The sequence below is a fragment of the Rossellomorea marisflavi genome, assembly GCF_001274775.1.
GTDB lineage: Bacteria > Bacillota > Bacilli > Bacillales > Bacillaceae_B > Rossellomorea > Rossellomorea marisflavi.
Genome location: NZ_LGUE01000001.1, coordinates 438162 through 461110, shown reverse-complemented (window position 1 = coordinate 461110; position 22949 = coordinate 438162). Strand labels below are relative to the sequence as shown.

Genomic DNA, 22949 nt, shown 5'->3' with positions numbered 1-22949 from the left:
AGGATTAATGGGTCTTGTCATCATCACAGCATTGGTTACACTTTTGGCATTATTCGCCGTCGTCAGTACGTTTAAGAATAAAAATGCCCTTGGGATCTTCTTTTCCCTCGCCACATTAGGGGTATTTGGGTGGTTCACGGTCATGACCGTCCTTCACTCCGGTTATCCCGGAGGACATTAATTCAAGGAAAAAGCCTCGTTCAGCTGAACGAGGCTTTTTTTGATCATGAGTCCATCTTTTTCTGGACGGCAGAGAGCTTGCCTTCCATGGTCGAGACCTTATCGCGCCGGTCGTCGATTCGAATATTTGTAGCAACACGTTGAATCCCCTGTTGAAACGGTGATTCATGGATATCCTGGATCACTTGGAACAGGACGGGAAGCTCTCCTTCAATGATGGTATTCATCGGAGTGAGCTGATAACGGATTTTCCCCTCCGCTTCATACTGCTTCAAGATCTTTTGGAGATCAGCCACATAGGAACTTACGCTTGGGGATTCCGTTCCGATGGGAATGACCGTGACGTCTACGATAGCCATTATAGTTGTGCTCCTTTCACACTGAGTAAGTGGATGATGTTGCGATTGACCAGGGAGATGACCTTCTCCAGCTGGTTCCCGTACAAACAGGCATTCCCCTTTGGAGCACATGTCAATGGCTCTAGAGGGAGATCGGTGAACAACACCTTCTCCTTGCCGCTGAAAATATCCCACTCCTTCAATGAGAAGCCGTCTGTATCTGTATCTGCGGCCCCCTTCCCGTTCGCAGCGAACGTAAGAAAGCGACCTTTCCCTTCTATCATATCATAGTATGGGACCAGCCAGTCGGAATAGCGGCTCAGCAGCGATTGGGTAAAGGTCGATTGCTCGTCCCCTTCTGGAGATAGGAAGCGGTATTCAAAGATTCCTTTTTCATCTGTTCCCTTGATCGTCATGAGGGAATCGGAAAATTGATTGAAGTGGATCAGGTTCTCTGCAATCATCGTCCGCTTTCCATCGAGCAAGGATTCCTCCATCAGGGGAGCGTTGAGGGCGATATCTTCTTTTGGCCAATCCTGGAAGATGACGGCATCATCCGATTTCCACTGCACGAATGGTTGATCAATATCAAGGTTGCTCACATTCTTATTGTTGATATCCACCAGTGAGACCTCGAAGCTCCAGTCCTCGGCAAAGCTTGTGAGGAGCATTTCCCCGGGAGAGAATTCATTCCAAGCAAAAGAGATATCATAGGATGGGATATCCTGCTCGAATATAGAGCGTCCATCAGGATCGATATAGGTGACCGTTGCTAGATAAGAACCAGGGGAGGTCTGGACATAAATGCTTTTTTTATCAGGAGAGATACTGGAAGTGACATACGATGAGCCGGTCTCGAAAATCGTCTTTTGAGAACCGGTATAGATGTTATATTTATATAAGCGGGTGGTTTCATCCTTCGTGGCAACCGTCAGGATTTCCGAATCCGTGAGCCATCCGACGTTTTCCACAAATCCTTCTTCTTCAAGGCTTTCTGCTATGATGCTTTTTTCAGGCTCCTTATGAGGGGCTTTCACCCCATCCGAAGAAGTGCATGCCGACAAAATCGCCATCATCCCGATGATACCACCTGCAATTGCGGCTTTATTCCACACTGACCCCTCTCCCTTCGACTGCATTCTCTATTAGTACGTCCCACATCGGGAAACGTTTCAAAAAGATAAAAAAAAGACGGCTCAGGAGGCCATCTATAAAACGCCGATAAACGTTCCTATTCTTATCATACTCCATTTTTCTCCTGTAGCGAAGGGGGTCACCACCATTTATATAACATAATGAGATAGATCCCAAGTGTATCCCTGTATATGGTATCGAATTGAGAGAGAGGGAGTGGATTGATTCCCTTGCCAAGCTCCAATGTGATGCCCGTTTGCTGGAATTCTTGGATGAACCAATCTTTGAAACCTGCGTAGCTGTCTACGTAGCGGATCGAGGCATATCCACTTGCCCTCTTTATTTCTCCAGCGAGCCGCTCTGATTCTTTTGATTCGAGCCCTTCGTAGCCCCAGTAGAACTCCTTCCCTTGGGTATGGACCGCGACCAGCCGGTGGAAGCGTTCCTTTCTTGCGAGCTGTTCCATGGCCTTCGATTCCGGCTCGGATATGGGCAGATTTCCGGTAAAATCACGGGGGCCAGGTGTGCTCACCTCCATGCGCCTCTTCTCGAATTCCCAGCGAGCAGGAAACTGTTTATTCAAGTCGATCCCACGGATGTTCGCCTTCCAGCCGGTAAATTCCACCCGGCCACCATTCAGACGGACCAATTCCTCAGCCATCCCGTCAGGCGGACCATTCAAGACAAGATCAACACCATCCGGATTGACCATGGGAACAAGGGAAAGGGACACCGTCCGATACAAGGGCAGGATCGGAATGCCCCTCAAATCCTTGGAATTCGTCAAGGAAAGGAGATAGTCATTCAGGAAGGTCATCAAGACCGCACTCGTGATCCATTCGTTTCCGTGGAATGCACCGTTCATGTGGACCTTCTTGGCACCCCGCCCGATCTTGCATTCCATCAGGTCTTTACCAAGTACACTTTTACCGATTGCATTCACCCTGATAAATGGATAAAGCTCCTGCAAAAGGATCAAATCTTTCTGAAATCTCACAGAATCGTAAGGCTGCTTCCCATTCACAACGGGCGTGACCACACGCCTGGGGAGGAACAACTCAACACCTGTCTCTACTTCATTTGGATCACTGTTCTCATTGATCAGCAACAAGGCATCTACACCGATATTACGCTCACCCGAAAGCCCCCAAAGGGTGTCTCCCTCCCGGACCACACAGGTCTCTTTGATGAAACCCGGCACCTCCACCATCTCGTCCGCTTCAAGATGATCGGGGTCGAGCTGGGGGTTTGAATCAACGAGCAGTTCTACAGGAATGTGAAACAGGCTTGCATAGTACGACAGGGAATCACCTTTCCTCGCCTTCACCTTCATGAGACTCCTCCCACTTCATGCCTTTCTATACTCATATGATGTAGAGGGAAGTTCTATTCGCCGGGTTCAAGGTCCAACGGCATATAATGTAGAGGAATTAAGATGGATTAATCGTCAGTCATGCACTTTGAAACAGAATGATACCAAGCTTTAGCCACAAAAAAACACCCGACCGAGAAGGCCGGATGTTCCAGTACATACTAAAGGGCGTTTTTGACCAGCCAGGCAGCCCCGATCACCCCTGCATCATTTTCAAGTGTTGCAATATCGATGGTAGTAGACGTTCGCACCTTCGGGAAAGCAAACCGTTTGAAATAGTTCATTACGGGCTCCAGAAGGGTTTTTCCGGCTTTTGAAACGCCACCACCGATGACAATCTTCTCCGGATTGACGACGTTTCCGAGATTCGCCAAGCTCAAACCTAAATAATAGGCAAGCTGATCTACGATTGTAAGAGCAAGGCTGTCTCCTGCCCTTGCCGCATCGAATACCTGCTTTGCTCCGATGGCCTTAAGGTCGCGTAGTACTGAGTCCTCTGTGGATGACTTGAGTTTCTCATGGGCGACCCTGACGACTCCTGTGGCAGATGCGACGGTTTCAAGGCAACCGGTCTTGCCGCAGTTACATGAATAACCGCCTTCCGGAACCACGGTGATATGGCCGAGTTCACCGCCGGCACCCCTGATACCATGAACAATCTCCCCTTTGGTGATGACACCTCCACCAACACCGGTACCGAGAGTGACACACACAAGATCCTTGGCCCCGTTTCCGGCACCTTTCCACATTTCACCGAGTGCCGCGCAGTTGGCATCATTATCGATGACAGCAGGCAGACCGGTTTCCTTTTCAATAAGATCCTTGAGAGGCGTATTTTCACTCCACCCGAGATTGATGGCTTCATAGATGATTCCCCGTCTCATCTCGACGGGTCCCGGTGCACCCATGCCGATCCCAATGAGCTGTTCCTTTTCAACATCGAGTTGTTCCAGCTTGGCATCGATGCTTTTTGCAATATGGACGATAATATGTTTACCGCTATCCGATTTATCCGTTGGTATTTCCCATTTATGTAGGATTTCACCGTATGTACTTAGAAATGCGATCTTCGTCGTGGTTCCCCCCAGGTCCACTCCCACGAGCCATTTATCTGTCATAACATCACCTGTCCTGTTTATGTTTTTCCCGTTCCATCTCACTGCGCAGCAGCAGCAGGGCCGAATGGAATTCCTTCTGTTCGATTAGTTTGGAAACATAGAGCTCCCTTAGCTCGCCCTCCATCAACTCGAGGTCCGAAAGACGATCCCCCACATAGATGATGGTACCGAACCGTTTCAATAATTGCTGAATGTCATAGATTGTTTTCATATCCACACCCCGATTCAAACGTTCACTTTTAGAAGTATAAATGAAAATCTGCCTCTTCTCAATAAAATAGAAGGGGCTGGGACAAAACTGTCTTACCCACAGTAAAACCCGAATGAATATGCCTACATTCAGACAATTCCATTCGGGTTTTAATTTGTTCCATGACCAACTGGTTTTCAGCAGTTGATTGGAGTGCAGGACGGCGACTCTGTGGGTTGCAGCTGAAGGCCAACCGAGGAGAGGCTTGCGGGCTACCCGCGGAAAGCGTAGTCTTGCACGGAAATCATTAGCGGTCTAGAGAACCTACACTGATCGTGTTCGTCATGAAATGGTCCTTTTTTCATTTTGTCCCAACCTCATCGATCCGGATCCTTAGGGTGAAGGAAACGCGGCCTCCGATTCTTAAGGGGCATGGGAGAGCGGAGGAACACATCCCTGAAGGCCCTGAAGTTAAAGGGGATGAACGGCCACATGTATGGAATGTCGAAGGACTTCATCCTCGACAGCATCATGAGCCATAGGAAGACCCCGATAACAAAGCCGTAAACTCCCCACAGGGAGGTCATGATCAGCAGGAAGATCCTCACCAGGCGATTGGCAAGACTCATCTCATAACTCGGCGTCGAGAACGTGCCGATGGCTGCAATGGCAAGATATAGGATGACTTCATTCACCAACAGGCCGACTTCCACGGCTACTTGACCGATCATCAGTGCAGCAACGAGACCAAGTGCCGTCGCAAGGGAAGAAGGCGTATGGATCGCTGCCATCCTGAGGATGTCGATTCCCACCTCGATCATGAGGAACTGCAGGAATAGAGGGACTTCCCCGGACTCATTCACCCCTATATACGAGAGAGAATCAGGCAGGAGAGCAGGATGGATCGTGAACAGATAATAAAGCGGCAATAAAAATATGGAACACCAGACCGCAATGAACCGGACAAATCGTAAATACGCCCCCACGGACGGTTTGTTGCGATATTCCTCCGCATGCTGGAGATGATGCCAAAACGTCGTGGGAGTGATCATGACACTCGGCGATCCATCCACCATGATGATGATATGGCCTTCATATAAATGAGCGGCCGCCGTATCGGGACGCTCTGTATAGCGCACCATGGGATACGGATTCCAGTGACGACCGGAGATGAATTCTTCCAGGGTCTTCTCACCCATGGGAAGCCCGTCAGTATCGATCTTGGACAGGGCATCCTTGATGCGGTGGACAAGATCAGGATCCGCTATGTCTTCGATATAACTTACCACGATGTCGGTTTTGCTCCTTCTTCCTACTTGCATATACTCCATCCTCAGGGAAGGATCCCTTACCCTTCTCCTTGTCAATGCCGTATTGAATACGATCGTTTCGACATATCCGTCACGTGAACCACGAACTACCCGCTCGATATCAGGCTCCTGTGGTCCCCTGACAGGGTACGTCCTGGCATCGATCATGATGACTTTATCGACCCCGTCCACCACGAGTGCCGTCGGTCCGGCCAGGACAAGGTCCACCACTTGATTCAAATCATCAACCTGCTCGATTTCAATATAAGGGATATACGTTTTCAAAAGCTTTTGGAGGGTATCTTCCTGAAGCTGTTCCGGATCAAGGCCCGAAAGGATTTTCATCAGATAGTGCATGATGTCATCTTTTACAAAGCCGTCCACCATGAACAGACCCATCTTCCTTTCGGCGTATTCCACATCGAGCTGAATGACATCAAAACTCTTATCGACAGCAAGGACTTCCCTTAAATATCTCGTATTTTCTTCAATCACAGTTGAAACAGGTTTCTTTTCCTGCATGGCCATAGCGTTCACTTCCCATTTTTCACAGTATCCTCACCATCTTTGACACATTCCCCTTTAGTCATACCTCTCATAATCCACTCTACAGCTTCATAGATTGGATGAAAGGGACAAACTTATGGAGTGGATGATCATGAAAAACCGGATAAAAGACGTTTGGCCGTTCCTCATCATCTTGGCATCTGCCATTCTATTGATTCAACTGCTATACAAGCCCGAAACAAGGGAAAGCATCATTTTCTTCCCTATTGATCAGAATGCCTCTTTCCTCTCAGCTTCGACCGCCCTGAGCCTCTCTCAGCAAAAGGAACAAGTGGTGGATTGGACCGTAGCCTCGGAACTCGACTCCCCGTCTTATCTCAGACAGGATGTAGGGCTTCTGTTCAGCAATGGGAAGTTGAAAGGCGTATTGAACAAATGGAAGCCGAACACCTCCAGCCTGTATCAGAAAATGAAGGTAGAGGGCGATGAGAGCAATCTCCTTCAGGCAGTGGCCTATCACTATGCCGAAATCCATGAAGGGGAAGATACGTTCAAGAGTGCACAAACCATGTCCAGTGACCGGCTTTATATCATCGATTCCGCCTTCAGTCCATTGGGCTCATTCAAAACGCCGACGACGGATGTGCAGGCCGAATGGAAGAAAAGCCTCGACGGATTGGTCACAAAGACCGTTGAAACTTCATGGGCCAAGGGAATGAGAGAGCTGCAGATCAACGGGGGGGATTACAACGCCCTTCCCCTGACAGAACTCCCGGCTTATTCAAGCCGCCCCTATCCCGGATTCACCCCTGCCCAGTGGGCAAAAGTAACGGGGAATCTATGGGAAGGACTTTATAAGAATTATGCGATCGGCATAAAAAAAGAGGATGGAGCCATCCAGAATCCAGTGGACAGCACCATCCCCCTCATCCTCCTGAAAAAAGACCGGAAGGAAGTCCTCGTGTTGATCATCGACAAGAAAGGTGAGGCCACCCTCCTTCGTCAATCGATTTCCTATTGATCTTCACTTTTCAGGTAATCGTATAGATCTTTGTATTTCTCATTGGAATCCGATAGTTCGTAAGCCCTCTCGGCATGCTTGAGGGCTTCTTCCCTTTTCCCGTCTTCACCTTGTAAGAGGTAGGCTAGATTATAATGGGCTTCCGGAAGGGATTCGTCCTCCTGAATGGCCTTTTTGAGGTGTTCCTCTGCCTGATCCAGCTTATTCAGTTGGATTTCGGCATAGGAAAGTTGAAAATAAATAATGGCATCGGGATCACCTTTTTCTGCCACCTTCTTCAAAAGCGTTTCCGCCTCTTCCCATTTTTCCATTGCGAGCTTATCTTCAGCAAGGGCATTCACATGGTCCACACTCATCTTCAATGGATCGTCACTCCACTCCCTATTGATGGCCAGGGAAAGGATGATGATCATGATGACCAGAAACAGCAGCTGCCTGATCCTCTTACCAGACTTCGGCACACCTGCAATACCCGCCATGATGAAGCCCCCCACCACACCACCAAGATGCCCGGCGTTATCGATTCCGGGGAGAATGAATCCGATGACAAGATTGAGCGCGAATACGACGATGATGTTATTCCCCATCGTACGGAAAAAGATCTTTGGATGAATGGTGCCGAAGTACAACAAGGCGCCGAAACATCCGAAGATCGCCCCGCTGGCACCCGCCGAAACCGTATCGGTGAACAGGAAGCTCCCTAGTGACCCCATGACCCCTGCAACGAGGTAAATCAGGATAAACCTGAACCTCCCGTAAATGCGCTCAACTGCTCCCCCCAGATAGAACAGGGCGACGCTGTTCAAAAGCAGATGAATCATGCCGATATGCAAAAAGACCGGGGTGATCAGACGCCACCACTCCCCATCAAGCATGAGCGGTTTGTACTTGGCACCGAAACGGATGAGGGTTTCAGTATTGTGACTTCCCCCATTCAGTTCCAAAATCGCAAACATGATCACCTGGATAGCGATGAAAAGATATGTAAAAAAGGGTTTTCCCTTTTGGAAAAGACTTTGTTCAGCCTGAATCCGCCTCTGTGCAGAGGTGAGGGCAAGGCCTCTCATCCACTCTACATCGCGATCCTCGATCTCCTCGGGCAGCTCCCAGTCCCCTTCGCAGAGCACAGGATCGTTACTCAGCGTTTCCTTGTAGCGGGCGGACTCGACAACCAAGGGTGTGACCGTCACATTCCCCCTGCTAACAGTGTCCATTCCATCATCCACAGGAGGATAGGTGGATACATAAATCGTTTTGATGTTGAGCTTGCTCTTACGGAGTGATTTACGCAGATTCTCTCCGTTCTGAAGGACAAGCTCCATATCCCGCTCCATCCAACGGAAGAAATCCAGATCCTTCAACCGGACACGGACGATGCCGGCTTCCTTCACCGCCGTATTTTCAAGCCACACTTCCCCGTGTTCGTCGGATTGATGGATGAGTCTGTACTGTTTACCTTCCACCAGATGATGGACGATTTTCCAAAACAGATAGTGATTCGTCAACTCCACTCGCCTTCACTACTTTCATTAAGTATAGATGTTACCCATACTATACCGGACAGAGGAATATAAAGAAATAGAAAAGCCCGTATCCACTGGATACGGGCCATGCATTACCGGAATGTACTCTGTATGAACTTTGAGCGAATTGCCGGTATCCCCATCGTCCACCTGACCGCCCATTTCCTCAGGAAGCTGCTTCCGAGGATGAGGTTAAGCAATCTGTAACGATTGGGAACAAGCATGAATAAGACAAGTCCTGCTATCAACCATTTCATCCATCCGTTCATCTTGATCCCTCCTGATGATAGTTTGGATGAATACGGTTGAACTTATGCCAGAACTTTTCATTTTCACCAGAAAAATAACACCGGTAGCATGCCGGCAAGGAGACAGGAAAGGAAATTCACCATTTCATTGGTCATCCAGGGTATTCCCCCTGTATGTACCGTAGCGCTGCCGCAATGTGCCCGAGCTTCCGTTTCCAGGCCGCATTCAGGGCACACCGAGCGGGATTGGATCGTCCCTCCGATCACCGTGTCAAAAACACTACCCAAAAAGCCTGCGGCTACAATCACTGCCGCTTCCCCAATGGAGATGCCAGGAAAGAGGAGGAGAGAAGCTCCACCGATCAACAAGGCACCCCCGGCTGATGCACCGGTACCGATGATGGAAACACCGCCTGAGGTTCCCCTCTCCACCTTCGATAAGGTGAGGAAGTGACGGGGCGTCTCTTTCGACAGGGGTCCGATTTCAGAAGCCCACGTATCGGAATTGGCAGCGGCGATGGATGCAGCAAATCCCAAGATCCACATAGCATCACCCGTCCAGAGGGCCAGGATGGCAAATAGTGCCGGGACCCCACCGTTTGCCGCAACCTGCTCCCAATCCCGGGTTGACGACTTGGCCAGTTTTTCTTCTACACCCGCCTTTTCTTCTTTTCTAAAAGCAGAAAACAAAGAAGAAGTGATGAAGAAGAGGAATAAGAGCATCAGGCCTTGAATGTTGCTACCGAGTACAATCAAGGAACCAACCAAGAAGGCCATCCCGGCACCTGAGGCGGTCAGGAATTTCAACTTCCAGCCTGCCGCTGCTCCAGCCACGATCCCTATGAATGATAGGATGAATTCAATCCCCACAGTGGATGATCCCGGATTCTGTGACGATCTTTTGGACAGGGAGATCAAATGACTCAACCGGGACTTCCGCAACCAGCTGTTCGTCTGCTGCCAGTGAGATGGTCGTCCCTTTGTATCCCGTCAGGATCCGGTCGTAATAGCCCCCGCCAAAACCGAGGCGATATCCATCGGTAGTGAAGGCAAGTCCCGGAACGATCATCAGGTCGATCTCATCCAAAGCAATCGGTTCAGCCTCTTTCGTCCTCGGTTCGTAGAGTCCGTAATAGACTTGTTCAAGTTCTCCGAAGTCGTTCAGGGCATAGAAATCCATCCCCCTCGTCTTAGGCAGGCACCTTGGCACGACCATGATCTTTCCTTCTTCCCATCCCCGTTTCACGATCCCCCATGTATCGATCTCCGGTGGTTTGGATACGGTGACGGCAATCACCCTGCTGCCGGTCCAATCGCCGGAAGTAAACAGGTTCTGTTCGATCCTATACCCTTTTTGTTTCCCCGTGGCGAATGGGATGTTCGCAAGCTTCTCAAGCTGCCTTTCCCTCATGATTTGCTTCATGGTCCCACTCCTTCCTGTATGTTGTACCTTCATTATATAGAATCTTGTTGTGAAGAACACCCGTCTCATGCAAGGTACCCATTGGTTCAGGTAAAAAAAGAGACCGCATCCTTTTGGGATCCGGTCTCTTTCCTTACATTATTTTGTTTCACGGTGCAATGTAACACGCTTCAATTTCGGGCAGTATTTTTTTAGCTCAAGACGGTCTGGATTGTTACGCTTGTTCTTCGTTGTAATATAGTTACGCTCACCAGTTTCTGTGCAAGCTAAAGTAATGTTTACACGCATTATAATTTCCCTCCAAACATTAACATGTTCTTCTCATCATACGACTTTTCTATAATATCACTTTTCTGAGGGAAATGCTAGTCTGTTTTTCATTCTCTCATCCAAATTTATTACCTCTTCCTTCAAGGCTCCTTCGATTCCATAAACACTCCCATTCTTCCGTTCGAATGGGTCCATGGAAAAGTCCAGCATGTAGACCATCATATTCTGGCCGTTGGTGATGGGGTAGTAGTACAAACTGCCTTCCTTCAGGGATTTCCTCCATAATTGCAGACCCTTCAAATTCAAGGGATAGATGGTCTTTTTCACGGAATCCGCTGATGATACGATATTCGTCGCAGCGAGATTCCTCCCGCCATAATTCCAAAAGATGTCCTTTCCGAAGGATACGATACCAATAGTATCTTCTTTGCAGGAGAGCCATTCCACCAAGAAAAACACCTTCAGCTTCCTGGACTTATCCGTTGTATTCTGGAGGCGGAACGAAAGGGATTCTCCCCATTCCTCGCCATTCCCTTCCACCGACACACCGATCCCATTCACGACACATTCCTTTCCCCTGTCAAGGGTACGGTTCTTTCCGGAGTCCCATGCGATCCCCTGTATATGAAATGTCCGATTATACTCATTCATATGCTTCGACACCTTTAGCCATATTTTTTATTTTCTCTCCATAGTATTCGGCCAGTTTCTTCGATTGTTGTTTTCGCTGGGCTTTTGAGTAAATGATGAATCCTCGTTCCGGGTCATTAATGATTTTGGTCCTGCCCCCGCCCTGATCCCTGAATACCACTTCCCCACTGCTCCAAAAAGAAGGGACCGTTTCCATCAATTTTGCGAACACGATCGGTTTTTTCTTTTTGGGACAGGAAACGCGTATTTTGGTCATGAACGGCTCTCCTTTCATGGACAGGTCACTGAGAAAAGGGGCGGCGATCGTCCCTGCCATAACATCTTCCCTGGCATGCTTATATTGATCGGGACTTCCGATATCCCGCCAGTATGCGTTCGTTCTGTAAGCAAACACCCTCTCATCGGAAGCAAGGAGCTCCGGAATCAAATCCTTGCTGAAGTCCACCTGTCCTTCCCGGTGATACTCATCCAGGAGGATCGGATCCAAGACATAGATGCCGGTATTGACTTCATCACCGATCCAGTTTTCAGGTTTTTCCCTGAATTCAATCAGTCTTCCCATGCTGTCCGTGTGGCACACCCCGTAACCGGCTGGATTGCTGACCTCCTTGGTGACCAGGGTCATGCGGGCCTTTTTCCGGAAATGATACGAGATGACATCCTGAAGCTTGAGGTCAGTGAAAGCATCACCGCTCATGACCAGGATGGGTTCCTTGAACCGCACCCGGGCACGGAAGAGACCTCCCGCAGTCCCAAGGGGGAACGGTTCCTCCAGGTACGATATGCTTACACCGTGTCTGCGCCCATCTTTGAAGTGGGAGCGGATCGTATCCGCTTTGTAGCAGGTGGTGATCACGATATCCCTTATTCCTTGAGACTTCAAGAGATCGATTGTGTACTCCAGTAGCGGCTTATTCAGGATCGGCACCATCGGTTTTGGTACCGTAAGGGTATATGGGCGCAGTCTTCGCCCTTCCCCACCTGCAAGAATGACCGCCTTCATTGCGCACCACCTGCCACTTTCGCTTCCAATCTCACATCCTCATAAATCTGCCAGGTCAATTCAGCAATTCGTTCCCAGCTGAACATGCTTTCTGCCAGCTTATGACCGTTTCGCCCCCACTCCTCGGCCTGTTGACGGTTTTCCATGACCCGCAGGACCTGACCATACAGATCATCAGCATCCTCCGGCTGGAATAAAAGCCCGGTCTGTTCATGCTTCACAATTGTTTTCAATCCTCCTGTGTTCGAGGCAATGACCATTTTCTTATGCGCCATGGCCTCAAGGGCTACGATCCCAAAAGGCTCATAGAGACTAGGGAAAAGCACGGCCCGGCACCCTCTCAAGTAGCGGTTTCGTTCTTCATCCGATATGAAACCGACGAAGTTGATCATTCCCGACAGTCCGGCTTCCCCTACGCGAATCCTGTAATCATCGAGAAGTGGGCCCTTGCCTGCAATCACCACGGAGAAATCTCGCTCTTCCTCCTTCATCCTGGCAGCTGTATGGATGATCGTTTCAAACCCCTTCTCGCTGACCATCCTGCCAATTGCAAAGAAGTAGCCATCGTCGTTGGATGTTTCCGGTTCAGACCCATGATCGAGATCGACTCCATTCGGTATGACCGCGCACGCCTCCGCCGCCGGAAAGAGATTTTTCACTTCCTCCTTCATGTGATCACTGCATACGATCACATGATCGGAATCCCTGGTCAGCCTCTCTTCTTCTTCATGGATTTTCCGCTGAAGATCAGTATGGATTCCGTGATTTCTCCCGTGTTCCGTCGCATGGATGGTTGTGATCAGCGGGAGGTCCCTGGTCGATTTGAGATGGCGTGCAGCCGTTCCGACGATCCAATCGTGAGCGTGGAGGAGGGTGATATGTTCGTGCGTCATCAATTCCCCGGCATAGCGGATGAAAGCATGATTCAAATCGATGACCCACTTGAAGAAATCATCTTCATAAGGATGGAGAGGATGGACCCGGTGGATCTCCACTCCGTCGACTTTTTCATATGGAAGCATTCCCGGAGTGCGGGCTGTCAATACGTGGACGCCCCTCCCCTTTTTGGCAAAAGTGGTGGCAAGATCATGCACATGTCTTGAAAGCCCGCCTACCACATTGGGCGGGTACTCCCAGGAAAGGATCAGGACAGAGCCCTGTTTCTCCTCCTTGCCTCCTTCCACAAGCAGTGTACCTGAAATATCTTCTACGCGTGGATACGGGATGAGGATCTCTCGTTGCTTGAAGAATGAGTGCTTTTCCACTTGGGTTTCAATGAAACGTCGGCACATCTCAAACTGATCAGGTTCGGCATCCCTCCCCTGCATCACTCTGTCGATGGCAGCCATCCACTCTCTCACAAGATGGATAAGATTAAGATCTTCACCATACCCACGCAAGTGAGCTTCGATGGTGGCTTCCATTCGATGCAGGAGCGGCAGCTGCCTGATGGCCTCGTCGGATAGAATCTGCTCATTCCGCTCCGACCCATTGTAACCGAACTCCACCCTCGCAAGGACAGATTCCGATGATTCATAATAGGACGGTATCTGTCTCATTTCCAGGGAACCATCCCCTTCATCCACAGGAATGAGATGCAATCCACGCGGGGTCCGGAGCATATCCCCCGATCCTTCTTTTTCACTATGATCAAATGAACGGCCTGAGATGAGGGAGGTGTGGATATGGTTTTTGATCAGGTACGTATCTATACCGGGAATATATGCAGCCTGAGGCATCCAGAACCAGGTGGCTTGATGGTCGAGGTATCGCTTCATCAAGCTGACACTCAATCGAATCTGGAGATCGATTGCCATGGATGTCCTGTAATGTGTAAGGGGCAGGGGATTGACCGTAGTCGGGACCACAGTCAGTCCGTCCTCCATTACAAGTTCCCGCCATACGTTGATAAGATTTCCATCATACATGCTCCACATCGTGAAGATCTGCTGCCATTTCCCGCTTTCTCCTTGTTCAAGAAGCTTTTTTTGGATCAGGCTGTCGGCTTCTGCCTGGAAGTCATCACTTGAACAGATCGGGAAGACCAAGGGGTTCACGACGACGAGATTGCGATGTTTTGATGACAGAAGAGCTCCCGTTTCCATCAGGATCGAGGTGATGCATCCCTCCCTCCCTTGAGGGGTGTTCCAGCCCGATAGGATGGACTCATTGAATGCTGGATAGGTGATCTGGTTCATGACTTGACCTCCTTCACGTAGTATGAATAGGTGCTCACGTGTTCAACCCAGTTCGGCGTGCGGATCCTGCCGGCTTCAAAATCGTGCAGGTCCTGCAGGCGATGATGTTCCTGGGTTTCTTCTGTCCTTGGCGTATGGATCACATTGGATCGTGTGAATGCAAGGAATGTTCCGTCTTCAAGCTTCCAGCCGATATCCATACAGTAGCTCCTGTTCTCCCTGAGGCCCGACACAAACCACCCATTTTCTTTGGCCGGTACATATGTATCCATGTGAGAGTGCTGGTTATGACCGTCAAATGCAATGGACGTCACATCATATAACCTTAGTACGAAAGGATGATCCTCCCCTGACACTGATAATTGTTCACTTGTATGCCTGAGCCAGTTTTCCGGTATCATCCAGTAACAATAAATCCGGGTAAAGCTTGAGAACGTCATGATCAATTCTGTGGAAGGATGGGATTTCAATACAGGGCGCTGTTTCTTCGCCCTCACCCTGCCTACCCTTTTGGGAGTGGCGCTGCTCTTGTCCAAACCTGCTTCTGGCTGTCCAACCGTGACGGTCTTTTGATATTTCACCCATTGATACTGTACTTTTCCTACGGTCATATCAAGTTCCTTGGCTATTTTCCTGAATGAAACTCCCTGCTCCCTCAATCTGATGATTTCTTCCAGCATATATTTCCCTCCTCAAGAAAGACGATTCACTTCTGTATGAACGTATCGAAATATTATGACAATTGTATAGAAATATCGTACCACTCAACTCAAATTCCTACAATAAACGCATTTTGTCGTATCCTAGCCGTTTCAGTCACAGTAGCATCTCCCCCACGAAAATTTATTGAAAAATCATTAAATCGGTTGGTTTCTGTACTGGTTCTCTTTCCCTCGAATCGTTTTCTTGACATAATATTGGGGATTTCTACAAATAGAACCAAATGATGATAGAGTTAGGAAGAAAACTATGCTATAAATAGAGAGAGTTACGCATAAGAGGTGATGAAAATGTTGTATGTTCTGCTGGGAATATGGGGTGTATCCATTCTTCTCTTCCTCTCTTCCTTCCTTCAAAAAGATCCTTTGATCGCTGTCGAAAAGAGTGTCGAAGAACTTTCCATCAATATGTATCAAGAGCAATTAAAATTGAAAAAAAGAATCAAAGTGCTGGAAGAAGAGCTCATGATGGGAAGCCCATTACCGAGTCCTAAAAAAGCCATTAATGAAATCATTCGGAACCAGGTCATATCCCTTCATAAGCAGGGCGTGCCTCCCGAGAAAATCGGGTCTCTATCCGATCTGTCCAAAGAAGATGTCCGTTCCATCATTCAAGGGATTTCCTGATTATTAAGGGGAGGCCGGACCAACGTCCGGTCTCCCCTTTCGGATTACATCTGAAATCGATCCACTAACCGCTGGAGGATCAGCACCTCTTCGTTCACCCGATCCGATTGATCATACATGGTGTCAATCAGATTATGCTGCACCTGTATGGACGAATGAGTGTCTCTTGCCCCTTCATCGAATGTATGGCAGAGTTCTGAAAGCATGGAAACGGAAAGGGACATTTCATCCTTGTATTCATTCAACCGTGTCATTCCCGCAGAAATTCCCCCTATCCCCTCTCCCATACCCGTCACAAGGGCCGTTACCTTCTCAGCATCTCGGCCAACCTGCTCTGTCAGTGTCTTTGCGATGCTCACTTCTTCAAACCCTGCATCAAGACTTGCCGACACATGTTGTGTGATGTGTCGGACGCCTTTAATATCTCTATCCATTTCTGCCAATGATTCATGTATGTGATGGGAGAGCTGACGTATTTCCCCGGCAACGACCTGGAACCCCCGTCCTGACTCTCCCACCCTCGCCGCTTCTATGGATGCATTTAAGGAGAGAATGTCCGTACGGGCGGCTACTTCCTTTATAAATTGGGTGAGACGGCTGATTGAATCCATCCGTACCTGTAGTTCCTCCATCAGGTTTGTTGTCTCTCCTATTTTTACATATACTTTCTCCATCTGTTCCGCATTTTTTATCATGGAGAGACCCGACTGACCGGTTATCGTTTGAATCGATCGAGATAGAGTCTTCAGTGCATTGAATTCTTCTGCCACCAGTCCCATTCTGTTGCTGAATGTTCGGTAATGACCGGAAAGGTCGGTTGTGGAAGCCGCTTGTTGGGTTGATCCAGCCGTTAGCCCTTGCATGGAGGTCGATACCCCCATGCTTGATTCCTTGATGCTATCGGCCAGATCTACCATCTTTTTGCTATTCCCCTGGACATTCCCCGCTCCCCGCTCGATTCCCTGTACAAGTCCTTTCAGTTCCTGTACCATCTTGCTGATTGATTCACCGAGAAGATGAATTTCATCTTTGCCATTAGTAGAAGGGACATTTTTCGTAAGATTGCCTGCTGCCACCGATTGGGTGATATCCAATAATTCGTCTATGTCACGTTTCATTCTCGTACCAGTCCTATGTATAATCCAATAGCTCAATATGGTTGTGAAGATGATCATCCCCACTGTCAGTGTCTGACTAAGTGTAATGAAGCGCTCAGCCTTTTTTACGATCACTGCTTGTTCACTGGAGGTTTGCTTTCTCAATGTTTCAAGAATCCGATTGTTTTCTTGCCTCAGCCCTGATATCTTTTCTCTAGCGGCAGTATAAATGTCCTCATCCAGCCTGACGACGGCCGGGGCGATTTCTTTTGAAAACATCTCATCGATCGCCTTATTATTCTTGATGAACGTTTCCATGGTTTTTTTGGTCTCTTCGTTAGATGATAACAGTGTCCACTCCGCAGTTTGCGTTTGGAGTTGATTCCGTAACCTGCGATATTCCTTGAGGTCTTCTTCCTTCATAAAGGTAATATAATCCGCAATCCGTATATCTTTCTCGTTCACCATCCTGGAAAGATCCGTCACTCCGACAGAACGTTGCCCTTTCTCTTTTACAACAAGAAGGTCTGAATGGATTTTATAAATGGTCACAAGGCAGACCCCCACACACAGCAGAAATAACAGTGAGTTGGTCAACATGGTGAAGAGAAGTTTGTGCATGATTGAGTGTTTGGCTTTCATTACGGTCATTTGTCCTCCTTCTTTTCTGGTTCCTCCTTCCACTATGGGTCAAATATCCCACAAACGCTATAGACTTGAAGCAAACTTAACGGCATCTTAACGCTTGCTTTACAAATAAAAAATCCAGACCTTTCAGTCCGGATGTCCAATCAATTATTGAGATCAAAACGCTCCCCGGTCACGAGGAAAATGACATTTTCACAAATATTCGTTACGTGGTCTCCCACCCTTTCGATATACCGGCAGGTGAAGGCAAGCTGCGTGATCTGGCTGATTTCATTTGGGTAGTTCGGAATATAGGTCATGAGCTCGGTTACAAGCTTGCCATACATCTCATCTACCTCATCATCGCGATCAGCTACTTTCTTTGCCAATGCTGCATCTTCTTCCCTGAACGCTTCAAGCGCCCCTTCCAGCATTTCTTCGGCGATTCCGAGCATCTTCGGAATTTCCTCTATCGGTTTGATCAATTTTTGATCACCGATATGGAGCGTCGATTTGGCAATATTCGTGGCCAAATCACCGATACGTTCAATCTCAGAAGAAATCCTCAGTGCAGAGATGATCTTCCTCAAATCAGTTGCCACCGGAGATTCTTTTGCAATCAACAGGATGGCTTGCTGATTGATGTTGTTATCCATGCGGTTGATTTCTTTATCGTGCGCGATGATTTCCTTGGCCTTCTCGATATCCTGCGTTTTCAATGCCTCGATTGACGCATGGAGGGACTGGCTTGCCTCAGCAGCCATGGCGAATAATTTATCCTTCAATTCCTTGAGGTTCAAATCAAAATTACTTCTGCTTACCATCTATGGAACACCCCTTTAGTCAGATTGATGTCACGCTTACCCAAATCGTCCTGAAACATAATCCTCTGTTCGCTTGTCTTCAGGATTGGAGAATATCTTATCCGTCTCATCTAGTTCAATAAGATCTCCAAGAAGGAAGAAAGCCGTTTTATCAGACACCCTGGCAGCCTGCTGCATGTTGTGGGTGACAATGACAATGGTGTATTTCTTCTTGAGTTCGGATATGAGCTCCTCGATCTTGACCGTTGAAATCGGATCAAGGGCCGACGTCGGTTCATCCATGAGCAGGATTTCTGGTTTTGTCGCAAGCGCCCTTGCGATGCAGAGCCTTTGCTGTTGCCCCCCCGATAGCCCCATGGCCGGAGCATCCAACCGGTCCTTTACTTCATCCCAGAGTGCAACATTTTTCAACGTCGTTTCCACAATTTCATCAAGCTCCGCCTTCTTTTTCACACCGTGGACCTTAGGGCCGAAAGTGATGTTATTATAAATGCTTTGAGGAAATGGATTCCCTTTCTGGAAGACCATCCCCACCTTTTTGCGAAGGTCGACAAGGTCGACTTTGTCTGACAGGATGTTCACACCGTCATAATTGATCTCCCCTGACATCTTGATGCCCGGGACCGACTGATTCATCAGATTCAACGTTTTGATGAACGTCGATTTTCCGCACCCCGACGGTCCGATGATCGCTGTTACATCTTGATCATAAATAGGGAAGGTGATATTTTTCAGTGCGTGATTCTTCCCGTACCACAGGTTGAGATCGTTGATGTCAAATGCCGTCTTGGCAGCTGTTGCTAAAGCCATATGAAACCCCTCCATCCAGTTTAATTCTTTTGAATCTCTCGTCCCTTAACTGAAACGACCGGAAATGTATTCTTCCGTCCTTTTCTCTGAAGGATTGGTGAAAATCTTCTCGGTTTGATCGAATTCGATCAGGTCTCCATTGTAGAAGAAAGCTGTTTTGTCCGACACACGTGACGCCTGCCCCATGTTATGGGTGACGATTACGATGGAATAATCCTTCTTCAAGTCGGCAATCAATTCTTCGATCTTGGCGTTTGAGATTGGATCAAGGGCAGAGCATGGTTCATCTAAAAGCATGACCGTCGGCTTCATGGCGATGGTCCTCGCGATACAGAGACGTTGCTGCTGTCCTCCCGAAAGAGCGTGTGCCGATGTATGAAGTCGGTCCTTTACTTCATCCCAGAGAGCGGCCTTTGTCAGGCTTTCCTCTACAATTTCCTCCAGTACAGCCTTCTTCTTGATGCCAGAGAAAGTCAGGCCGTGGGTAATGTTTTCATAGATTGATTTGTTGAATGGGTTCGGCTTCTGGAATACCATACCGATTTCTTTGCGAAGGGCTACGACGTCAATATTCTTATCAAGCAGGTTGACATCTTCATACATGATTTTACCTTCCGCCCTTGCAATCGGGACAAGATCGTTCATTCTGTTGATGGTGCGCAGAAAAGTCGATTTCCCGCATCCAGAAGGTCCAATCAGTGCCGTGACAGCATTCTTCTCGATTTTCATGTTGATGTCCTTGACGGCATGGTTGTCACCGTAGAAAAAGTCAAGATTTTGAACGTCCAAAATCGTATCATTTCCAGGATTGAAGGTTTTTTCAACGGGTCTAGCTTGCATTTCAATCGTCATATCATTCCCACCTTCACTTATTTAGTCGCCGTAATTTTTTTATGAATATAGCTTCCAAGGATCCTTGCGCCGAGATTGAAGATCAGAACGACAATGATCAGGACTGCCGATGCGCCTGCTGCTTTCTCTGCTACGTCAGGAATGATTCCCTGTGTATTGATGGACCAGATATGGACGGCGAGTGTTTCAGCCGGCCTGAAAACATTCAGGGGCGAAGTCGGCGACAGTGGATTCAAGTCTCCATAATTCAGTCGCGGAGTCGACAATCCGGCTGTAAATAACAGGGCTGCCGCTTCACCGAATACGCGTCCCGATGCCAGGATGGCACCCGTCAGGATCGATGGGAACGCACCCGGTATCATGACGGTCTTGATCGTATGCCAGTTCGTGATACCGAGTGCCAGGCTTGCTTCTTTCAGTTCACGCGGAACGCCACGGATGGCATCTTCACTCACCCTAACCATTACAGGCAGGTTGAAAACGGTGAGGGCCAGGGCACCTCCGATGATGGTGTACCCCCATCCGGTGATGTTTACGAATACCAATAGACCGAACATCCCGATGACGATGGATGGGAGCGATGCAAGTACTTCTATACATGAACGGATGGTATTGGTGATTTTACCCGGTTTTGCATATTCAGCCATGTAGATCCCGCCGCCTACTCCGAGGGGGACGGTGATCAACATCGTGATGAACAGGATGTAAACGGAATTGAATAGCTGGTCGCGGATCCCGCTCCCTTCACGTACTGTGCTTGATGGCGTCGTGAGGAAGTCCCATGTGATATACGGGACACCCTTGGCAAGGATATAGGCGAATAGGGCAACCAGCAGGGCAATGATGAGTGCTGCAATTCCGACGAATACGCCGGTTGCCAGTTTATCTGCTTGTTTGCTGTTCATTAGATTTTCCTCCTTGAAGAGAGATAACGGATCAATAGGATAAATAGGAAGGACATGATCAGTAGGATTAATCCCATGGACCATAGCGTATTGTTCTCTACGCTTCCGTAAGTGGTATGTCCCATATTCAGCGTAATGATCGTCGTCAATGTCGCAGAGGCATCCAGAAGGCTGGATGGCAGATCACGTGTATTACCGATGACCATCTGCACGGCAAGAGCTTCACCGAACGCCCTGGCCATACCGAGTACCACCGCCGTTAAAAGCGTCGGCAGCGCAGCAGGGATCAAGACCTTCCTAATCGTCTGCCAGCGCGTCGCACCGAGGGCATATGAACCTTCACGAAGGTTTTTAGGCAGTGAACTCATGGCATCTGTTGCGATGGTCGTAATGGTCGGCAGGATCATGACGGCAAGAACGATGGTCCCTGCCAATAATGAGAATCCCATGCCGGAGAAGGTCCCCCTGATGAATGGGACCAATACTGTAAGCCCTATAAATCCATAAACGACGGAAGGAATCCCGACGAGAAGTTCCACGATCGGCTGCATGATCTTGCGCCCCCATGATGGGGCAATATCCGTCATGAAGATGGCGGCACCTATTCCGAGTGGAGCAGCCACAATGGCGGCCAAGATCGTGACAGCGAATGATCCAAATATGAACGGAAAAGCACCGTATAAGGGGTTTTCCCCTGTGGGATTCCATTTTGTACTGGTTAAGAACTCAATGGGGCTTACACCATTTTTTATGAATGATTGCAACCCTTTTGTGGTTAAGAAAATCGTGATGGAGATGGTCGCCACAATCATGATGACGGCACTGAGTGTGACAAGAAATTTTCCTTTGAATTCCCCGTTCATCCAAGATCGGTTATTCTTCAGTAGCCTTTTGGAGGCCGGCAGTTGCTTTTCTGACATCATCGTTAAACACCCCTAGTTACGAGATAATAGGGTAAATGCCTATGCATTTACCCTATCAGTTTCATGCATTACTTCTTGGTGACTTTCCCTTCTGCATCGCGCTCAATCTTCATGTCGGCAGAGGAGATGTACCCTTGATCTTTGACGAGACCGCCTTGGACATCATCGCTCATCATATAATCAAGGAAAGTCTTTGCCAGACCATCAGGCTCTCCCTTTGTATACGAATGCTCGTAAGCCCAGATCGGGAAGTCGCCTTTTTGTACGTTTTCATCAGTCGGTTCTACACCATCTACTGAAAGTGCTTGTACCTTGTCATCCGTGAAGTAAGAGAATGCCATGTAACCGATGGCTCCGTCCGTCTCACTGATGATTTTCTTGACAGTATTTGTGGAGTCCTCTGTGATTCCTTCAGCAGGGTTTTCTCCATCAAGTGCATATTTTACAAAAGTGGCACGGGTACCTGAAGAATCAGGACGGTTGACGAGGGTGATCTTCTGATCTTTACCGCCAAGCTCTTTCCAGTTCTTGATTTCTCCCGTGAATACTTTCTTCAAGTCTTCTTTGGAAATGTCTTTGACTCCAACGTTCGGATTCACCGCAGCCGTCATTCCAACTACAGCGACTTTATGATCAACTAGCTCGTCGGCTGGAATTCCTTCTTTTTCTTCGGCGAACACATCGGAGTTACCGATTTGGACTGAACCTTCTGCTACCTGGGATAGTCCTGTTCCAGATCCACCGGCATTCACTTGGATATCGGCTTCTGGATTTTCAGCCATGAATTCTTCAGCTGCTGCTGCAACTAGTGGTTGCATGGCAGAAGAACCTGAAATGACGATGGAACCTGATGCTTTTTCATCACTTTTTCCTTCGTCGGTGCTGCTTCCATTTCCGCACGCCGCCGAGAATGTGACAGCTGCTGCCAGTACTGTAAGCAGTCCTACTTTCTTGAAGTTCTTCATTCGTTGATTCCCCCTAGAATATTGGTTGTTTTGTCCTACATGAATTAGATTAAGGGATAAGTGTTAATGGGGTTTTAATCGATTGTAAAGCTTTTGTAAATCGTGTATGTTCCT

25 protein-coding genes are annotated in these 22949 nt (G+C 48.3%); 3 read left to right on the top strand and 22 right to left on the bottom strand.

Annotation, left to right across the window (positions count from 1 at the left end; translation table 11 throughout):
• Positions 1-7: 7 nt before the first annotated feature.
• On the top strand, positions 8-181 hold the full coding sequence (locus tag AF331_RS21690; RefSeq protein ID WP_048006082.1) for a DUF2759 domain-containing protein: 174 nt from the start codon (positions 8-10) through the stop codon (positions 179-181).
• Positions 182-224: 43 nt separating this feature from the next.
• Here the strand turns inward: AF331_RS21690 and AF331_RS02275 are convergent, their stop codons facing one another.
• The 6 genes from AF331_RS02275 to AF331_RS02250 all read right to left on the bottom strand — a co-directional run bounded on the left by AF331_RS02275 (position 225) and on the right by AF331_RS02250 (position 6164).
• Positions 225-539, bottom strand: coding sequence for an MTH1187 family thiamine-binding protein (locus AF331_RS02275; protein ID WP_053426578.1), 315 nt, complete (start codon positions 537-539; stop codon positions 225-227).
• Positions 539-1633 (bottom strand): YqgU-like beta propeller domain-containing protein, encoded by a 1095-nt coding sequence (locus AF331_RS02270; RefSeq protein ID WP_053426577.1) that lies wholly within the window; start codon positions 1631-1633, stop codon positions 539-541. The genes AF331_RS02275 and AF331_RS02270 overlap by 1 nt, the downstream gene beginning before the upstream one ends.
• 158 nt (positions 1634-1791) lie before the next feature.
• Positions 1792-2985: a M14 family metallopeptidase gene (locus AF331_RS02265; protein ID WP_053426576.1), complete on the bottom strand. Its 1194-nt coding sequence runs from the start codon at positions 2983-2985 to the stop codon at positions 1792-1794.
• Between the two features lie 200 nt (positions 2986-3185).
• Positions 3186-4142, bottom strand: coding sequence for an ROK family glucokinase (locus AF331_RS02260; RefSeq protein WP_053426575.1), 957 nt, complete (start codon positions 4140-4142; stop codon positions 3186-3188).
• 4 nt (positions 4143-4146) lie between these two features.
• A complete protein-coding gene (locus AF331_RS02255) occupies positions 4147-4353 on the bottom strand; it encodes a YqgQ family protein (protein WP_053427746.1) in 207 nt (68 codons plus the stop codon).
• Between the two features lie 356 nt (positions 4354-4709).
• A complete protein-coding gene (locus AF331_RS02250; RefSeq protein WP_412177703.1) occupies positions 4710-6164 on the bottom strand; it encodes a spore germination protein in 1455 nt (484 codons plus the stop codon).
• Between the two features lie 136 nt (positions 6165-6300).
• On the opposite strand from AF331_RS02250, the gene AF331_RS02245 reads away from it, so the two are divergent.
• Positions 6301-7170: a hypothetical protein gene (locus AF331_RS02245; protein WP_152915524.1), complete on the top strand. Its 870-nt coding sequence runs from the start codon at positions 6301-6303 to the stop codon at positions 7168-7170.
• Here AF331_RS02245 and AF331_RS02240 read toward each other — a convergent pair.
• From AF331_RS02240 to AF331_RS02210, 9 genes are all read right to left on the bottom strand, one after another.
• Entirely contained in the window at positions 7164-8675 is a 1512-nt protein-coding gene (locus AF331_RS02240; RefSeq protein WP_082346674.1) for a rhomboid family intramembrane serine protease, read from the bottom strand. The genes AF331_RS02245 and AF331_RS02240 overlap by 7 nt on opposite strands.
• 110 nt (positions 8676-8785) lie before the next feature.
• Positions 8786-8962, bottom strand: coding sequence for a hypothetical protein (locus AF331_RS22695; RefSeq protein ID WP_162838943.1), 177 nt, complete (start codon positions 8960-8962; stop codon positions 8786-8788).
• A gap of 63 nt (positions 8963-9025) precedes the next feature.
• A complete protein-coding gene (locus AF331_RS02235) occupies positions 9026-9811 on the bottom strand; it encodes a DUF92 domain-containing protein (RefSeq protein ID WP_053426571.1) in 786 nt (261 codons plus the stop codon).
• Complete coding sequence (locus AF331_RS02230) at positions 9801-10364, bottom strand: 5-formyltetrahydrofolate cyclo-ligase (protein WP_048006092.1); 564 nt, start codon at positions 10362-10364, stop codon at positions 9801-9803. Before AF331_RS02230 ends, AF331_RS02235 begins: the two co-directional genes overlap by 11 nt.
• A gap of 138 nt (positions 10365-10502) precedes the next feature.
• The gene (rpmG, locus tag AF331_RS21685; protein ID WP_064091498.1) at positions 10503-10652 is read right to left on the bottom strand and encodes a 50S ribosomal protein L33; all 150 of its coding nucleotides are present in this window, start codon (positions 10650-10652) and stop codon (positions 10503-10505) included.
• Between the two features lie 57 nt (positions 10653-10709).
• Entirely contained in the window at positions 10710-11285 is a 576-nt protein-coding gene (locus tag AF331_RS02225) for a hypothetical protein (protein ID WP_053426570.1), read from the bottom strand.
• Positions 11278-12288, bottom strand: coding sequence for a nucleotidyltransferase family protein (locus AF331_RS02220; RefSeq protein WP_053426569.1), 1011 nt, complete (start codon positions 12286-12288; stop codon positions 11278-11280). The genes AF331_RS02225 and AF331_RS02220 overlap by 8 nt, the downstream gene beginning before the upstream one ends.
• The gene (locus AF331_RS02215) at positions 12285-14486 is read right to left on the bottom strand and encodes a glycosyltransferase family 4 protein (RefSeq protein WP_053426568.1); all 2202 of its coding nucleotides are present in this window, start codon (positions 14484-14486) and stop codon (positions 12285-12287) included. Before AF331_RS02215 ends, AF331_RS02220 begins: the two co-directional genes overlap by 4 nt.
• Entirely contained in the window at positions 14483-15166 is a 684-nt protein-coding gene (locus tag AF331_RS02210) for a DUF4912 domain-containing protein (protein ID WP_053426567.1), read from the bottom strand. The genes AF331_RS02215 and AF331_RS02210 overlap by 4 nt, the downstream gene beginning before the upstream one ends.
• Before the next feature lie 330 nt (positions 15167-15496).
• Here AF331_RS02210 and AF331_RS02205 point away from each other — a divergent pair, with 330 nt between their 5' ends.
• Positions 15497-15832, top strand: a complete 336-nt coding sequence (locus AF331_RS02205) for a hypothetical protein (RefSeq protein WP_053426566.1) — start codon at positions 15497-15499, stop codon at positions 15830-15832.
• 44 nt (positions 15833-15876) lie between these two features.
• Here the strand turns inward: AF331_RS02205 and AF331_RS02200 are convergent, their stop codons facing one another.
• The 7 genes from AF331_RS02200 to AF331_RS02170 all read right to left on the bottom strand — a co-directional run bounded on the left by AF331_RS02200 (position 15877) and on the right by AF331_RS02170 (position 22835).
• Positions 15877-17571 carry a methyl-accepting chemotaxis protein gene (locus AF331_RS02200; protein ID WP_160316476.1) on the bottom strand — a complete coding sequence of 565 codons (1695 nt, stop codon included), beginning with the start codon at positions 17569-17571 and terminating at the stop codon, positions 15877-15879.
• A 149-nt stretch (positions 17572-17720) separates the two neighbouring features.
• Entirely contained in the window at positions 17721-18380 is a 660-nt protein-coding gene (gene phoU / locus AF331_RS02195; protein ID WP_053426564.1) for a phosphate signaling complex protein PhoU, read from the bottom strand.
• A 36-nt stretch (positions 18381-18416) separates the two neighbouring features.
• On the bottom strand, positions 18417-19190 hold the full coding sequence (gene pstB / locus AF331_RS02190; RefSeq protein ID WP_053426563.1) for a phosphate ABC transporter ATP-binding protein PstB: 774 nt from the start codon (positions 19188-19190) through the stop codon (positions 18417-18419).
• A 45-nt stretch (positions 19191-19235) separates the two neighbouring features.
• Entirely contained in the window at positions 19236-20042 is an 807-nt protein-coding gene (gene pstB / locus AF331_RS02185; protein ID WP_053426562.1) for a phosphate ABC transporter ATP-binding protein PstB, read from the bottom strand.
• A 17-nt stretch (positions 20043-20059) separates the two neighbouring features.
• A complete protein-coding gene (gene pstA, locus AF331_RS02180) occupies positions 20060-20947 on the bottom strand; it encodes a phosphate ABC transporter permease PstA (RefSeq protein WP_053426561.1) in 888 nt (295 codons plus the stop codon).
• Positions 20947-21810: a phosphate ABC transporter permease subunit PstC gene (gene pstC / locus AF331_RS02175; protein ID WP_412177708.1), complete on the bottom strand. Its 864-nt coding sequence runs from the start codon at positions 21808-21810 to the stop codon at positions 20947-20949. The genes pstA and pstC overlap by 1 nt, the downstream gene beginning before the upstream one ends.
• Before the next feature lie 128 nt (positions 21811-21938).
• Entirely contained in the window at positions 21939-22835 is an 897-nt protein-coding gene (locus AF331_RS02170) for a phosphate ABC transporter substrate-binding protein (RefSeq protein ID WP_053426559.1), read from the bottom strand.
• Positions 22836-22949 lie beyond the last annotated feature (114 nt).